The sequence below is a fragment of the Methanomassiliicoccales archaeon genome, assembly GCA_035527755.1.
Lineage (GTDB): Archaea > Thermoplasmatota > Thermoplasmata > Methanomassiliicoccales > UBA472 > UBA472.
Genome location: DATKZX010000004.1, coordinates 16,095 through 30,416 on the forward strand (window position 1 = coordinate 16,095; position 14,322 = coordinate 30,416).

The following is a 14,322-nucleotide window of genomic DNA, read 5'->3' on the forward strand; positions in this document are numbered from 1 at the left end:
CTCTACGGACCGACCGGAATATTGGCCTTGAACATCCACTCCAGCTTGGCGATGGCTGATTGAAGGGCGTAGATGAAGACCTTGTCACCTTCTTCGATGACCATCTCGGCTTTAGGTATGACAGCGACCTTATCCCTGACCAGCAGGGCGATGGAGGACATCTTGGGCATGTCGATCTCGCTCAACTTCTTGCCGATTATGCGACATCCAGGAGTGACCTTCAGATCGAAGAACTCCTCGGAGAACTTTTCCAACAATAGCATGACCTCGTAGTTGTGCACCGTCTCCTTGATGATCTCGTTGGCCACCACGTGATAGTAACCGACCGAGGCGTCGATACCGGTCATACTGAATATCTCCTCGTACTCTCTCTTGGAATACCTGGATATGACCTTGGAGACCCCCAGGTGCTTCCCGATCAGGGAGGCCAATAGATTCTGCTCCTCATTGTCCGTGGCACAGATCAGAACGTCGGCCATGCTTACGTTCTCGTTACGCAGAACGGAAGGGTCAGAGCCGTTGTCATTGATGATCACCGTTCGATTCAGCCTCTTAGCCAGTACCCGGCAGCGGTCCTCGGAGTTCTCAATGAGCTTAACCGACAGTTTCTCCTTCTCCAACATGGTGGCCAGGTGTTCGCCCACTATGCCGCCGCCCACTATCACCACGTCCTTGGGATCGCGTACGATGCCTAACATTTTATTGAACTGGATAACGGCGTTCTCCTTTCCGATGATGGTGACCTCGTCCCCCTTCATCAGCACGTCGTGGCCATTAGGAACGATCACTTGTTTCCCGCGGTGAATGACCAATATCTTACACTCTTCGGGCAATGGCAATTCTCGCAGCGGAACCATGACCACCCCTTCCTTCCTGCCCGTCACCCTGAACTTAGCCAGTTCAACGCCTAACGAGGGGATGCTCTCACAACCGATGGCGTTTTCGAACATGGCGATGCGCTTGAGCTTGACCGCCGTTAGGTACTCAGGGGAGATTATGTGATCGACATTAAGGAACTTGGAGGTCAGAGTGCCATCTATGTAGTCGGGATTTCGCACTCTAGCCACAGTGATGATCTTTGAGTTGATCTGTTTGGCCATCATGCATGTGAAGATGTTGGTCTCGTCCCTTTCGGTCACGGCCAGTAGAAGGTTGGTGTCCTCGTTGATTATGCTTTTTAGCACCTTCGGACTGGCTCCGTTGGCGTTGAGTGCGCCTACATTGAGGTGGTTCACCACATAATCATAGCGTTTTAGGTCGTCCTCTATGACCATTACAGAATGTTGTTTGGAAAGCATCCTGGCGATAGTATAACCAACATTTCCCGCCCCTACCACAATGACATGCATCCATCAACGCTCCGAACCCTAGAGATGTACCTAAAACGGATACTGAATAAAGAAAGTATTCCCCTTTATGAAGTATTTGGTTTGAAAAAAGACTATGCGGCCACACGCCGCCTTCCCATTAAGTTTGAAAGATTTTCAGGATCGATCCTTAAGACAGGTTCATTCCTTCTCGATGGTCCATTCGCAATATGGATCGCCCTTTGTCGGCTAGGGCTTAAATCTTTGTGTCGGTGCCGCTTCGTTGTTCAAGTGCCTTCTTTTGAAGTGCAAGCATTGTCCATGCCCCCATTTTAGGCATGGCCTAGGATCGACCCAATAGCTCGATCTTGCCGATCAACGCTTGGGTAAGCTCGCTTGTGGTGGCCTTCCCACCCAGGTCCGGGGTCAACATCTTCCGATCGGCCAACATTTCGATGACGGCACTTTCTATCTTCTCTGCGACCTTGCCTTCCCCCAGATATCGCATCATGTTCACCGAGGAAAGGATGACCGCTAACGGGTTGGCCATGTTCTTACCGGCGATGTCCGGGGCGCTACCATGGGCGGCCTCGAACACAGCTAGGTTCACCCCATAGTTCGCCCCAGGGACCAGTCCTAATCCTCCAACCAGCCCTGCCCCGAGATCGCTGATGATGTCACCATAGAGGTTAGTGAGCACCAACACATCGAACTGCTGAGGTCGGATGACCATCTGCATGGCGCAATTATCCACGATGATCTCCCCGTACTCGATCTCTGGATATCTACTGGCAACATCCTGGCAGCTTCTTAGGAACATTCCATCGCTCTTCTTCATGATGTTGGCCTTGTGCACTGCCTGCACCTTCTTCCGGCCATTATTTCGGGCGAACTCGAACGCGAATTCAGCGATTCGGTCCGATGCCTCCTTGGTGATGATCTTAAGACATTGTGCCACGCCTGGCGCGATGTCCTGTTCCAGGCCTGAATATACGTCCTCGGTGTTCTCTCGGAATATCACCATGTCCACACCAGAGAACTTATCGCTGATCCCGAACCGGGAGTTGATCGGGCGTACGTTAGCATAGAGGTTCAGTCCCTTCCTCAATGCCACGTTCACGCTGCTGAAACCTTTCCCGATCGGAGTGGTGATCGGCCCTTTCAGTGCGATACCGACATCCCTGATGGTTTCCAGGACATGCTCGGGCAGCGGTGTGCCGAACTCTTTAATCGCCCCCTTCCCAGCCTCTACCTCGACCCAGTCGATATTGACCTCGCAGGAGCACAACACTTGTTTCGCTGAATCAATCACTTCAGGACCTATGCCGTCACCTGGAATTACCACTATTCTATGCTTCATTGACGGTGTATGATTAGATCACGAGCATTATAACCCTTTACCGGACCGACAAATGAGATGTTCCGTTGGTTCTAGAGAATAAAAAATAGAAAAGTGTGGTGGGTCCGTCCGAATTTGAATCGGAGTTACCTGCACCCCAAGCAGGAAGGATACCAAGCTACCCCACGGACCCATTTGTAAAGGGGTTTTTAAATGGTTTAACCCAGGGGGATCAGCTCACCGAGCAGGTCCGAGTGGGAGATTATCATACGGCGGCAACAGTACCGTTTGATGCCCAGTTCGTCAAGCACTACCTGGGGGTCCTCCCCCATCTGCACTCTTTTAACGAAGGGTTGGTAGGAGCTTCCTACAACCTTGCCGCACGTGAAGCATCTAACCGGCATTATCATTTCTGCTCACCTGTACGATTTCTGCCTCTTCTTCCTAGCACCGCGACCTAGCGGTTTCTTCGGGAGCTTACGGCGGATGTCGCTGATCAGCAAGGACCTATCAAAGTGCTTGAAGGCCAGCTCCATTTCGTCGTTCTTGAAATACTCCACGATTGCTTTGGCGATGGCGGTCCTGGTAGCCTCGGCCTGACCCATTACACCGCCGCCAGCCACGCTGACATCGATATCAATCTTGGCCGCCATCTCCGGCACCAAGGTCAAAGGCTCGGCCATCTTCAGCCGGGCCAGCTCAGGAGTGATGATACCCAAGGGCACGCTGTTGATGCGCACCATGCCGGTGCCTTCGCGGGCAACCGCGCGGGCCACTGCCGTCTTCCTCTTTCCACTGGTATTGACTATCTCGGACATATCACTTCACCCTCGAGCCTAGGAATTCGGCGATCTGACTGAGCGTGACGAACTGTGTCAGCCCGGTCTTGATGGCGACGTCCACTTTCTCCTTATCCTGTTCCACGAACTCCTTGGGCACTCCTACGTATACCGTTAATCTTCTGTAGGCTTCCCTTCCAGAAGTGGTATACCAGGGGAGCATGCCTCTGACGGTCCTCTTCATTATGAGGTCCGCACGGCGTGGGAAGAAGGGGCCGCTCTTCATGTTTCCGCGGTCCCTCTTTACTTTGTAATGGTTCAGGACAGCGTCGCGGTCGCCGGTGATTATGATCTTCTCAGCATTGACGATAACTATCTGCTCGCCCTTCAAGAGCCTCTTGGCGATAACAGTGCCAAGTCTTCCTGCGATGTGGTTCTCAGCGTCGATTATAGCCATCGAAATCACCTCATTATCCTGACCCCGGTCCCCTGAGGCATCTCTTTGGCCAAATCCAGAATGGTCAAGTTCCTGCCCCCGGCAGCCTCGATCTTGTTCTTGGCAGACTCGGAGAAGCCGTAGGCGGCTACGGTCAATTTCTTATTCAACGCTCCAGACCCCAACACCTTACCGGGCACGACCACTATGTCGCCCTCGGAGGCGTATCGCTCCAACTTGCTCAGATTGACCTCGGCCCAATTGACCTTGGCCTTTTCCAACCTTAGAGCAATGTCTCGCCAGATCCCTACCCCACTGGCTCTCGTCTCCGCTTTCAGCGAATCGATGGTGGCCACGAGGTTAGGGTCAGTCTTTTTAGTTGTCATTTTCTGACTCTCCCGACATTGGTAAGCCCCTCTAATATGGAAGGGTATTATATACCTTTGCCATCCAAAAGCTTCATTAAAACGACATCCAAAAGAGCGTCTGGCTTGAACAAGTTGAACAGTTCAAGCCCTTGGTCATTCGTTAAGGTTTATTTAAGAGAAAGTACATACTTTAAGGGACGAAATAGATATTGAGATGTGTATTTTAAGATAACATGTGCATATATTAATTAATTTTAACAGTACTTATATACACTATTAGACTTACGGTATAGTTTGCTCGGGGTTATTGATGATTCGATTTGGTCCAGCTGGTATTCCACTTTCTTGTAAGGGTCGCACTTTGAAGGATGGCATCGAGGATGTCCATAATCTTGGTCTTAACGCCATGGAGGTTCAGATGGTCAGGGTGAATGTTATGCCCCGCTCTCCTGATGATGAGGAGGTGGGGATGACACCACGCGACCTAGAGGGTGACCTGATCGTGGAGATCCACCGACGGAAAGGTAAGAAAGAGGTGCAGATCACGAATCTGGACGAGAAGATCAAGGAGGACGACACCTTGATCAGCCTTTCCTCAGGATTGGTGCAGAACTATAACGAATTGGCCGAGCTGGGGTTGATGGGAAGTGAACTCGATGTGCAATTATCGATGCACACTCCTTATTACATAGATCTTACCAGCAGTACCGATCTCGCCCGCAAGAGCATGGATTCCATAAGGTGGGCAGGTCTGATGACCCAGGAGATGGGGGGCAGCGTGGTCGTCACCCATCTCGGACTCTATGGCAATGATAGCCCGAGGGTGGCCTCCGCAGCCATAAAGGATAAGCTTGAGGAGATCGTGGGCTGGTGGGACAAGAACGGCCTGGAACCCGTGCTAGGACTGGAGACCTCTGGCAGGAAGGAGGTCTTCGGAAGTTTGGAAGAGATAATGAACATCTGCGATGATATGGACCATGTCGTTCCTGTGGTCAACTTCGCTCACCTACACGCTCGTACCAATGGTATGCTCCGGGAACCAGAAGATTTCAGCGAGGTCTTCGACCGGGTCAAGAGCTATGTCGGCGACCTGTATTACACACATTTCTCAGGGGTAGAACACGACGGAGGCAACGAACGCCGGGTGACCCCCATCAAGAAAGGTGACCTGAGATTCGAACCAATGGCCGAGTTCTTGGCCGATGCCAATCCCAATTCGGTCATCATCTCCAGCTCCCCTCTGCTGGAACATGATGCCATGTACATGAAGGTCATCTATGAAAGGGTGCTGACCAAGAAGATATCCAAGGACAGCAAGGTCAAGAAGGCCAAGGGTGGCAAGGACGATGATGATGATTGAAGGACACGACCGTCTATATCCTTGACGAGGTCAGGCGGACCATTGAGAGGGTGGAAGAGACCGTGGTATCAGAGATCGTCGAGACCTTGGCGGCCTCACCCAAGATATTCATTTACGGCGTTGGACGATCGGGATTAGTCGGAAAGGCCTTTGCCGTTCGCCTGGTTCAAATGGGTCTAAGCGTGCATTTTGTCGGCGACACCACCACCCCCATAGTCAAGAAGGGCGATCTTGTTTTCATCATATCCAATACCGGGGAGACCATGTCCGCGGTGCAGACCGCGAACATCGTCCGGAGGATAGGTGCCATCGTAATCTCGATCACCGGCAGCACTAACTCCAAATTGGGCATCGCCAGTAACATCGTCCTGGAGCTGGTCCAGCCCCGTGACGATCAAAAGAAGCGCATGGCCCCCTTAGGGACCATATTCGAGCTGGCCAGCATGGTGATGTTGGATTCGATGATCCCTTTGTTGATGACCCGCCTTAATCAGGATGAGACCTCATTGAGGCGAAGGCACGCCATCTGGGTCTGAGTCACTCGCTAAGCTTGCGCGACCTCACGCTCTCCCCATAGTAAGGGTTCTGATACTCATCCCAATAGACCAGGAACTTACGCCGTTGGACTTCCCCATTGCGCAAACAGAACGCCTCCATCTCTTTGCGGACCGGGTCCACGACCAAGGCGGTGTGATAGGGACGATCGAACATGCCCTTCTGAGTGGCTATGTCAGTGGACGAGAGGAAACACCCGTGACCAGGGTGGGAATGGTACCAGCCCACCAGCACGTAGCGGAAGCGAGTGGATTCAAGAGAGGTGAACAGCGATTCAAAACCTTCGGGATCGAATCTAACGCTGACAGGAGTGGCTTCAAGATCGGTCGTAGCGACATCCCTCACCACCGTGTATTCACGACCTTGATGAGTGAACACCTCCCCCAGCAGCAGACCCATGACCTCCAGTCCGTCCTTGGTGCGGCTGAGGGCGTGGTTGCGCACCTTCTCTTCGGCCATCTTGAACAAGTACATCTCCGTTCCGTCATTTTCGGAGTATAGGCGACGAGCATCCTTGGACAGCCATTTATGCGGTAATGTACGCTCGGGAGAAGGAGGGTCCCTCTCTTCCACCTCCATGTCCTGGCCCCCGAGTATTACTGGAGGGCGCCTCAAGATCGCACCACCTTAGGGGGAGGGGCGGTAATGATGGGGATGGGTTTCTTTTTTCCAGAATTATAATACTGGGCGGCCGAAGTGCAACTATCTGTTCCGAACGGACTTCCCCCATTGGGCGCGATCAACATGGATTCCAGACCTTTGATGAACGTTGAAAGGGTGGAATTAAAGGACCATTCGGAGAGCAGCTTGATGCAGACATGGCCCCCGTCCTCCGGCATCATGATATTGGGATGAAAGATGGGCGTCCTCCAGATCACCAAAGGCTTCTCAAAGGGATATTCCCGACCAATGATCAGTTGCAAGCGGTGAGAATATCGATAGGTTACCTTGTCGTTCTCCATTATCGGACCGGGCGTGTGCTCCAGACTGATGTCAACTTTAAGTGGGAAGGATGTTAGATGCTCCTCTCCAAGATCGAACTCGGCCGGAAGGTAGTTACTGCAAACCTCGAGCTCGTTCCTCAAACGAATGTAGAGTATCTCCAAGGGCAAGGTCATCTGCTTCCGCCTTCGGGGTCGGGTATCAGTTCCAGCTCTTCACTGGACGTAAGGTCCAGGTCCTGGACCTTCTGTTGCCCGCGTAAAAGACGGCGCCCCCTGCGTATCACATATGCACCGGGATCCTTTTCCCAATAGGCCGAGACACCTTCGATTATCTCCTCCACGCTGTTCTCGCCCTCTAGTTCCATGTCCACCGTGGCCCCGGTCTCCGCGTTCCTGATTCTTACTCTTACCACCATGATATCGAACTGGTCAATCTTGAGGTAGGGCGTATAATCCTTTCCATTAGAATCAGCATAATGATAATGCCTATACCAGATGATTGGGGCACCCAGGGTCCTTTTCCAACAGGAGCACGTCGGAAGTGCCTTTCAATCCATCGTAATACATGACATGTTGAACGACATCCATGCCTGAGAGCGATTTCACCGCCTCCCGGACCTGTATGGCGGCCACTACGCTAGTCGTTGTTATCTCCGCGGCCATCTTGGGCTGGTAGAAGACGGTGTCCTGACCAGTACAACTGAACCTGTGCTCCATCACCCTGAAGTGGCTGCGATTCATGGTGCATTGCAAACATGGTGTCACCGGAGGTATGATCACCTGGACCTTACCCCGGAAACCATCGGTCCCGCCGTCGATATACGGCACTTTGGAGTAATAGGAATTAGCATTGAGATGCAGGCGAGCGGCAATGTTATCCAAGCACCCCAGGACCATATCGTAACTGGTCAGTTCCTTCGGACCCAGCGATTGCACCTTTCCTTGTAGAGGTTTGATCTCCACGTCGGGATTGAGCATGCGAGCCCTCTCGGCCACCAGATCGGATTTGCCTTTTCCGGATAACTGGTCCCCTTCTCTGAAAAGTACACATCGGTTGAGATTAGAACGGACCACCTGATCCATGTCCAGAACGTCCAGGTGCTTGAACCCGAACAAGACCAGGTCCTTCACCACCTCATTGCCCAACGCTCCGGCGCCGACCACCAATATCTTGGACCTCTGAACCGCATCCAGGTCCACCCAGCCTATGCGCCTTGTCCTATCCAACCGGTCAAGGTCCGGTTCGCCAGGGCGGATCACGTCTTCCATGCCTTGGAAATATTTGCCCAGCATATAATAATTGAACAGTACTAGTACATAATATGATAATGAAATAAATCAGTCTGGACTGCTAACTTCATATATCCTGCGGTCAGTTATAATATGGATAATCATGCCCTCTGGGAAGAGCAAAGAAGGTAAAAAGGGAACGGCCAAGCGAAGCACTGGAGTCGAATCCCTGAAACCAGATTCCACAGGGTCGTTCCTGAACAGGGAGATCAGCTGGGTGAAGTTCCATCGTCGCATCCTGGAGGAGGCACTGGACGAGGAGCACCCTCTCCTGGAAAGGGTCAAGTTCTTGGCCATCTGCGGCAGCAATCTGGATGAATTCTTCATGGTCCGTGTCTCCGGGCTGAAACGACAGTTGAAAAAGGGGGCGTTGGAAGCACCCCCGGACGGACTGACACCTTTGGAGCAGATGGAGATCATAAACCATGACCTGCTACCGTTGCTGGAGCTGCACGGCAAGTGCTGGTATGACGACATTCTACCTAAGCTCAAGGCCCAAGGCATCAGCATTCGTCGCATAAAGGACCTTGACCCGCAACAGCGGGAGGGTCTGCGAGACTTCTTCGAAAGAATGGTGTTCCCCGCGATGACGCCTTTGGCCTTGGACTTCAATCAGCCATTTCCTTTCATTTCCAATCTCAGTATCAATCTGGCAGTGGTCGTTCACCATCCCCAGAGAGGCGAACGTTATGCCAGGGTGAAGGTCCCGGTGGACCTTTTCCCCCGCTTCGTTTCTTTACCTGGAACCAACCCGGGCCGCTCACAGGACTTCGTATTGCTCGAAGACCTTGTGACTGACAATCTGGACCTGCTCTTTCCGGGCATGAAGATCAAGGAAGTTCATACTTTCCGCATCACTCGGGACGCGGACATCGAGATAACCATGGACGAGGCTGAAGACCTGCTGACCGCCATCGAGGAAAGCGTGGAGACCAGGAGGATCGGTTCACCGGCCAGGCTAGAGGTGGACAAGGACATGCCCGAGAGGATGGTCGATCTCTTCAGTAATAAGTTGGGGCTTCACCCGTTGGCCGTATTTCGCTCGTTCGCCCCCCTGGCCCTCGGCGGTTTCTGGGACCTCCTTTCCATCAATCGCCCGGACTTGAAGGACCCGCCCTTCCTACCTTATGTTCACCCGGACCTCGCGCCGGAAAAGGATATCATGACAGCCGTGGACCGACGTGACCGGCTGTTCTACCATCCCTACGATAGCTTCGTGCCCTTGGTCACCTTCCTGAAGCAAGCAGCTCACGACCCCCATGTGCTTGCCATTAAGATAACCCTCTATCGTATTGACAAGCACTCCCCCATCATCGACGCCCTGATGGAGGCCAGAGAGAATGGCAAGGCGGTGGCCGCCGTGGTGGAATTGAAGGCTCGCTTCGATGAAGAGAACAACATCGTCTGGGCCCGGGCCTTGGAACGAGCAGGTGTCCATGTGGTGTATGGTCTGCTGGACCTCAAGGTGCATGCCAAGGTGTTGCTGGTGGTCAAGAAGAAGGGCAATGACATCGTACGATACACGCACATGGGCTCGGGTAACTACAACGCACAGACGGCCAGGGTATACGGGGACATCGGATATCTGACCAGCGATCCGGACATTGGGGCGGACGCTGCCGATCTGTTCAACTCGTTGACGGGGTATGCGCAAAAGGAGAGCTACCGCAAACTGCTGGTTGCCCCGGCGACCTTGAAGAGGGAACTGATATTCAGAATAGACCGGGAGGCCCAGAGACATAAAGATCATGGCGACGGCTACATAGCCTTCAAGTTGAACGGGTTGCTGGACAAGGAGGTCATATCGGCCTTGTACCGAGCGTCCAATGCCGGGGTCACGATCGATCTGAACGTGCGCGGGCTCTGTGCGCTGAGACCCGGTATCAAAGGCATTAGCGAGAACATCAAGGTCAGTAGCATCGTCGGCCGGTTCCTGGAGCATGCCCGCATATTATATTTCCGAAATGGGGGGGAGGAAGAGGTGTTCCTGGGCAGCTCTGACCTTATGCCGCGCAACCTCCACCGTCGAGTGGAGGTGCTATTCCCGGTCCTGGACGAACAGTACCGACGAATGCTGGTGGACAAGATCTTACCCATTCATCTTCGGGACAACGTGAAATCGCGCGACCTGCTACCGGACGGAAGCTATGTCAAAAAAAGACCTAAGAAGGGAGAGGAAAGGGTCGATTCTCAAGAATGGCTGATCAAGAATCGTGGTATCTGGCACAAGGAGGAGTGAGAATGAGGCAGGAGGAACTGTGCCATTTCGGCCAAGAGGTGACGAAAGAGCGATTGACCGCCCTACTGGCGGAGGTTGACGGTGTTCGCAAAGGTGAGGATATCGAATGCGTACATCGCATGCGCGTGGCCAGCCGACGTCTGCGCTCGGCATTGCGCCTGTTCCAGGAATGCTTCAAGGAAAGGAAGGCCAAACGTTGGCGACAAGCGGTCAAAGAGATCACCTCCGCCCTAGGCGAAGCGAGGGACCTGGACGTCCAGATAGATTTTCTTGAGGAACTCGGTAAGAATTGGGAAGGAGCGGAGAGAGACGGACTGCGGGAGATCGTCCGTACCTTCAGGGACAGGAGGGCGACGTTGCAGCCTGACATCGTAGCGCTCATGGACCGTATGACCGCTGAGAACCCCCTCAGGGAAATGGAACGGGAGCTGATGGGTGTGGAGAAGTGGCAGGGAGACCTTTCCGCGATCAGCTCCCACGCCTACGCTCATTCGGCCATTGCCGTGGAGGAACTTATGGCCCATTCGTATTCGGTGCCGGTCTACGAGGACTGGGAGGGCCATCATGCCCTTCGAATCGCTGGGAAGCGCCTGCGCTATGCCCTGGAGGCGTTCCGAGGGGCCTACTCCGACGGTCTGACCGAAGAGATACGCACCCTCAAGGGATTGCAGGACGTCGTAGGGGACCTGCATGACTGCGACATATGGTTACAGCGCCTACCGGAAATGCGGGAAAGGATGCCGGAAGCGGAAAAGGCATTGGACCGTCTGCAAAGTGACCGCGAACTGCGTCGAAGGAAGCTGCATGGGAAGCTGATGGAGAGCTGGAACGTCCTGTTGCAGGAAAGGTTCTTCTACCGCGTATTGGACAAGCTAAAAGAACATGGGACGGAGGAGGTCTGCCCTATGAACGTGGCGCTGATCTCGGACGTGCACGGGAACGAGTTGGCATTGAGGGCGGTCATGTCTCACGCGCGCGAAAGGGGAGTGTCGGCGATACTCCACGCGGGTGACGCCGTCGGTGCTCCGAGGCCCAACCAGGTCATCGATCTGCTCAGGGGTGCGGACGTGCTCAGCGTCGCTGGGAACATAGACAGGACCGTTCTGGAGGCCCACCATAGGCGCGGCAGATGCTTCGACGCCTCCCTCGAATTCCTGGTCAATGATCTGAATGATAAGGGCTGGGAATGGTTATCTTCCCTGCCCACGGAGGTACGGTTAGACATTTGCGGCCGGACGGTTCTCATGACCCACGGTTCCCCTGGCAATGATCGGGAGAAACTGCTCCCCGCCACACCCGAATCGCGATTGAAGTGTGTAGCCCAGGATGCCAAGGCGGACGTGGTGATCACTGGACATTCCCATATCCCTATGCACCGGGAGGTGTCGCACACCCTATTTGTCAATCCGGGGAGCGTAGGGCGGCCGAGGGGTGGGACTCGGGCCTGCTACGCCATACTGACATTTCCGATGATGGAAATACAGCACTATCAGGTCAAGTACGACTCCCAAAAGATGGCCGATGAGGTGCTGGCACAGGGATTCCAGGACCAGGCCAAGGATATTGGCGAGGGGAGGAAGGAGGATAGGGTGGAGGCCGTAGGTCAGTGGGCCATGTTGCTCCAACCAGACCAGGGGCATATAGAACAGGTGCGGACCCTGGCACTTCAGCTCTTTGACCAAACGAAAGGATTACACCGATCGAAAGAAGGTGACCGCGAGCTGCTGGAGATGGCCGCCCTGGCCCATGATGTAGGATTATATCAGGGCGGGGAGGGACACCAGCGGAGAGCCTTGGACCTGATCATGGAGGCCGAACTACCCCTGGACCGGAGAGATCAGATGATGGTGGCTTGCATCTCCCGCTACCATGGTTGCCGCTCACCGCGGGAGAACGACCGCGTCTTCAGAGACCTTAAGCAGAGGGACCGTAGACGTGTGCGAAAGCTCGCTGCCTTGCTGGCCATCGCTGATGCCCTGGACCGGGGACACGATTCCCGGGTGACCGGCGTGACCGCCGTGGTGTCGAAAAAGGAGGTCCGCCTTCAACTGGCAGGTAGTGGACCGTTCATACTGGAACGGGAATGGGTCGGGTATAAACAATGCCAGTTCGAAAGTGTGTTCAGTAGGAGGGTCTGCCTTGAACAATGAGGCGGACAAAGGGAAGGTCACATCCTTCCTCGACGTGGGCACCAATTCCGTGAGGCTGCTGGTAGTGCGCATCAACGCCAATCGTTCCTACACGGTCATCAGCGAACAGAAGGAGATAGTAAGGCTTGGGGACACCGAGTTCGGGGAAGGTGTGTTGTCAGAGGAGGCCATCGATAGGACGATCAGGGTGGTAAAGAACTTCTGTGATCTCTCCCGGACATATGGCGCCACGGAGTTCGTGGCCATGGCAACCTCCGCCACTCGTGAGGCCATCAACCGGATGGACCTTGTTGACCGGTTAAAGGATGTCACTGGACTGGAACTGGAGATCATCTCCGGAATGGAAGAGGCACGTCTGATATACCTAGGAGTATCCAGCGGACATCACATTGGACGGAAGACCTCCTTGTTCATTGACATCGGAGGGGGAAGCACGGAACTGGTGCTGGGTGACCAGCTTAACTACTCGTACCTGGAGAGCTTGAAGGTCGGGGCCATCCGCCTCACCACCATGTTCGTGAAGAAGGTCGAGGGACCGGTATCGGAAGACATACTGAACAAAATGCGCAAGTACGTGAAGAGCGCGCTGGTCCGTGGGAAGAGAGAGATCGTGCAGAGCAAGGTGAGTCTGGCCTTCGGCAGTTCCGGTACCATCGTCAATCTCTCGGAGATCTTAGCAAAACATGACAGTTCCGCCCATCTAGGCATTATCCGTCATTCGCAGTTGAAGAAAATTCTTCCCTACCTGTCCAACATGGACCTGAATACCAGGCGAAAGGTGCCAGGGATCAATCCTGAAAGGGCGGACATCATCGTGGCCGGTGCGGTGATACTGGAGATGATCATGGAGGAACTGAAGCTGAGCGAGATCGCCGTAAGCTCACGCAGCCTTCGTGATGGGATGCTCCTGGACTATCTCGGAGGTTTGCAGGAGTTCCCTGGATATCGCGAGCTATCGGTGAGGGAAAGAAGTGCGATACAGCTCGGACGGACGTGCTCTGTGGACGAGGAGCATGCCCGAAGAGTGATGACCATTGCCCTAGAGCTGTTCGACAGCGCCGCCAAGAAAGGGCTTCATGGTTTCGGTAAGGAGGAACGGGAGCTACTGCATCATGCCGCGTTCCTGCACGATGTGGGGGATTTCATCTCCTTCAACGATCATCATCTTCATTCGCATTACATCATCTGCCACGCCGAGCTCTTGGGATTTTCGAGCCGCGAGGTGCTTATCATGGCCAATGTGGCCAAGTATCATAGGAAGCGCACCCCCAAGGTCCGGTCGGTGGACCTGAAGGACCTGGATGACATCGATAAGCGAGTGGTGCTGCACCTTTCCACGTTTCTGCGGATGGCCGAGAGCCTGGACAGGTCTCACTCCAACCTGGTGCAGAGCGTGCACTTCAGCAAGGTAATGAAAAATTCGGTGAGGCTGATCGTGACCGCCAGCGGGGACCCGCAGCTTGAGATGTGGCGTTTGGAGGAGGACCGCAAGGCTTTCGTGAAAGCTTTTGGAAAAGAATTACAAGTGATACTGAACCGCATCGAAAGTTAAAGA

General features: G+C 53.9%; 15 protein-coding genes and 1 tRNA gene. 5 read left to right on the top strand and 11 right to left on the bottom strand.

Translation table 11 applies throughout. The features are described 5' to 3' along the window. Window positions 1-2 precede the first annotated feature (2 nt). From trkA to VMW85_01415, 7 genes are all read right to left on the bottom strand, one after another. Window positions 3-1,349 carry a Trk system potassium transporter TrkA gene (gene trkA, locus VMW85_01385; GenBank protein HUT26689.1) on the bottom strand — a complete coding sequence of 449 codons (1,347 nt, stop codon included), beginning with the start codon at window positions 1,347-1,349 and terminating at the stop codon, window positions 3-5. 301 nt (window positions 1,350-1,650) lie between these two features. Further along, window positions 1,651-2,667, bottom strand: a complete 1,017-nt coding sequence (locus VMW85_01390; protein ID HUT26690.1) for an isocitrate/isopropylmalate dehydrogenase family protein — start codon at window positions 2,665-2,667, stop codon at window positions 1,651-1,653. A gap of 96 nt (window positions 2,668-2,763) precedes the next feature. Next, window positions 2,764-2,839: transfer RNA gene (locus VMW85_01395), tRNA-Pro, on the bottom strand. A 25-nt stretch (window positions 2,840-2,864) separates the two neighbouring features. Beyond that, complete coding sequence (locus tag VMW85_01400; GenBank protein ID HUT26691.1) at window positions 2,865-3,050, bottom strand: DNA-directed RNA polymerase subunit N; 186 nt, start codon at window positions 3,048-3,050, stop codon at window positions 2,865-2,867. 12 nt (window positions 3,051-3,062) lie between these two features. After that, window positions 3,063-3,464, bottom strand: a complete 402-nt coding sequence (locus VMW85_01405) for a 30S ribosomal protein S9 (GenBank protein HUT26692.1) — start codon at window positions 3,462-3,464, stop codon at window positions 3,063-3,065. Window position 3,465: 1 nt separating this feature from the next. After that, window positions 3,466-3,882, bottom strand: coding sequence for a 50S ribosomal protein L13 (locus VMW85_01410; GenBank protein HUT26693.1), 417 nt, complete (start codon window positions 3,880-3,882; stop codon window positions 3,466-3,468). A gap of 5 nt (window positions 3,883-3,887) precedes the next feature. Further along, window positions 3,888-4,247: a 50S ribosomal protein L18e gene (locus tag VMW85_01415; GenBank protein HUT26694.1), complete on the bottom strand. Its 360-nt coding sequence runs from the start codon at window positions 4,245-4,247 to the stop codon at window positions 3,888-3,890. Window positions 4,248-4,590: 343 nt separating this feature from the next. Between VMW85_01415 and VMW85_01420 the strand changes: the two genes are divergently transcribed. After that, window positions 4,591-5,589, top strand: coding sequence for a TIM barrel protein (locus VMW85_01420; protein HUT26695.1), 999 nt, complete (start codon window positions 4,591-4,593; stop codon window positions 5,587-5,589). Next, window positions 5,586-6,125, top strand: coding sequence for an SIS domain-containing protein (locus tag VMW85_01425; protein HUT26696.1), 540 nt, complete (start codon window positions 5,586-5,588; stop codon window positions 6,123-6,125). Before VMW85_01420 ends, VMW85_01425 begins: the two co-directional genes overlap by 4 nt. Before the next feature lies 1 nt (window position 6,126). Here VMW85_01425 and VMW85_01430 read toward each other — a convergent pair whose 3' ends face one another. The 4 genes from VMW85_01430 to VMW85_01445 all read right to left on the bottom strand — a co-directional run bounded on the left by VMW85_01430 (window position 6,127) and on the right by VMW85_01445 (window position 8,357). Continuing rightward, complete coding sequence (locus tag VMW85_01430) at window positions 6,127-6,759, bottom strand: Mov34/MPN/PAD-1 family protein (protein HUT26697.1); 633 nt, start codon at window positions 6,757-6,759, stop codon at window positions 6,127-6,129. Beyond that, a complete protein-coding gene (locus VMW85_01435) occupies window positions 6,756-7,262 on the bottom strand; it encodes a ubiquitin-conjugating enzyme E2 (protein ID HUT26698.1) in 507 nt (168 codons plus the stop codon). Before VMW85_01435 ends, VMW85_01430 begins: the two co-directional genes overlap by 4 nt. Next, complete coding sequence (locus tag VMW85_01440; GenBank protein ID HUT26699.1) at window positions 7,259-7,504, bottom strand: hypothetical protein; 246 nt, start codon at window positions 7,502-7,504, stop codon at window positions 7,259-7,261. The genes VMW85_01435 and VMW85_01440 overlap by 4 nt, the downstream gene beginning before the upstream one ends. A gap of 70 nt (window positions 7,505-7,574) precedes the next feature. Further along, the gene (locus tag VMW85_01445) at window positions 7,575-8,357 is read right to left on the bottom strand and encodes a ThiF family adenylyltransferase (GenBank protein HUT26700.1); all 783 of its coding nucleotides are present in this window, start codon (window positions 8,355-8,357) and stop codon (window positions 7,575-7,577) included. A gap of 124 nt (window positions 8,358-8,481) precedes the next feature. Between VMW85_01445 and ppk1 the strand changes: the two genes are divergently transcribed. Genes ppk1 through VMW85_01460 form a run of 3 tightly spaced genes read left to right on the top strand, consistent with a single transcriptional unit; the run spans window position 8,482 to window position 14,319 of the window. Continuing rightward, window positions 8,482-10,617 (top strand): polyphosphate kinase 1, encoded by a 2,136-nt coding sequence (gene ppk1, locus VMW85_01450; GenBank protein HUT26701.1) that lies wholly within the window; start codon window positions 8,482-8,484, stop codon window positions 10,615-10,617. Window positions 10,618-10,619: 2 nt separating this feature from the next. Continuing rightward, window positions 10,620-12,767, top strand: coding sequence for a YfcE family phosphodiesterase (locus VMW85_01455; protein ID HUT26702.1), 2,148 nt, complete (start codon window positions 10,620-10,622; stop codon window positions 12,765-12,767). Then, window positions 12,757-14,319, top strand: coding sequence for a Ppx/GppA phosphatase family protein (locus tag VMW85_01460; GenBank protein HUT26703.1), 1,563 nt, complete (start codon window positions 12,757-12,759; stop codon window positions 14,317-14,319). The genes VMW85_01455 and VMW85_01460 overlap by 11 nt, the downstream gene beginning before the upstream one ends. Window positions 14,320-14,322 lie beyond the last annotated feature (3 nt).

Excerpts from the sequence above, each read along its gene's own strand:
- trkA (HUT26689.1), bottom strand. The coding sequence starts at position 1,349 with ATGCATGTCATTGTGGTAGGGGCGGGAAATGTTGGTTATACTATCGCC.
- VMW85_01440 (HUT26699.1), bottom strand. The coding sequence starts at position 7,504 with ATGGTGGTAAGAGTAAGAATCAGGAACGCGGAGACCGGGGCCACGGTG.
- VMW85_01455 (HUT26702.1), top strand. The coding sequence starts at position 10,620 with ATGAGGCAGGAGGAACTGTGCCATTTCGGCCAAGAGGTGACGAAAGAG.
- VMW85_01445 (HUT26700.1), bottom strand. The coding sequence starts at position 8,357 with ATGGAAGACGTGATCCGCCCTGGCGAACCGGACCTTGACCGGTTGGAT.
- ppk1 (HUT26701.1), top strand. The coding sequence starts at position 8,482 with ATGCCCTCTGGGAAGAGCAAAGAAGGTAAAAAGGGAACGGCCAAGCGA.
- VMW85_01405 (HUT26692.1), bottom strand. The coding sequence starts at position 3,464 with ATGTCCGAGATAGTCAATACCAGTGGAAAGAGGAAGACGGCAGTGGCC.
- VMW85_01390 (HUT26690.1), bottom strand. The coding sequence starts at position 2,667 with ATGAAGCATAGAATAGTGGTAATTCCAGGTGACGGCATAGGTCCTGAA.
- VMW85_01410 (HUT26693.1), bottom strand. The coding sequence starts at position 3,882 with ATGGCTATAATCGACGCTGAGAACCACATCGCAGGAAGACTTGGCACT.
- VMW85_01400 (HUT26691.1), bottom strand. The coding sequence starts at position 3,050 with ATGCCGGTTAGATGCTTCACGTGCGGCAAGGTTGTAGGAAGCTCCTAC.
- VMW85_01415 (HUT26694.1), bottom strand. The coding sequence starts at position 4,247 with ATGACAACTAAAAAGACTGACCCTAACCTCGTGGCCACCATCGATTCG.
- VMW85_01435 (HUT26698.1), bottom strand. The coding sequence starts at position 7,262 with ATGACCTTGCCCTTGGAGATACTCTACATTCGTTTGAGGAACGAGCTC.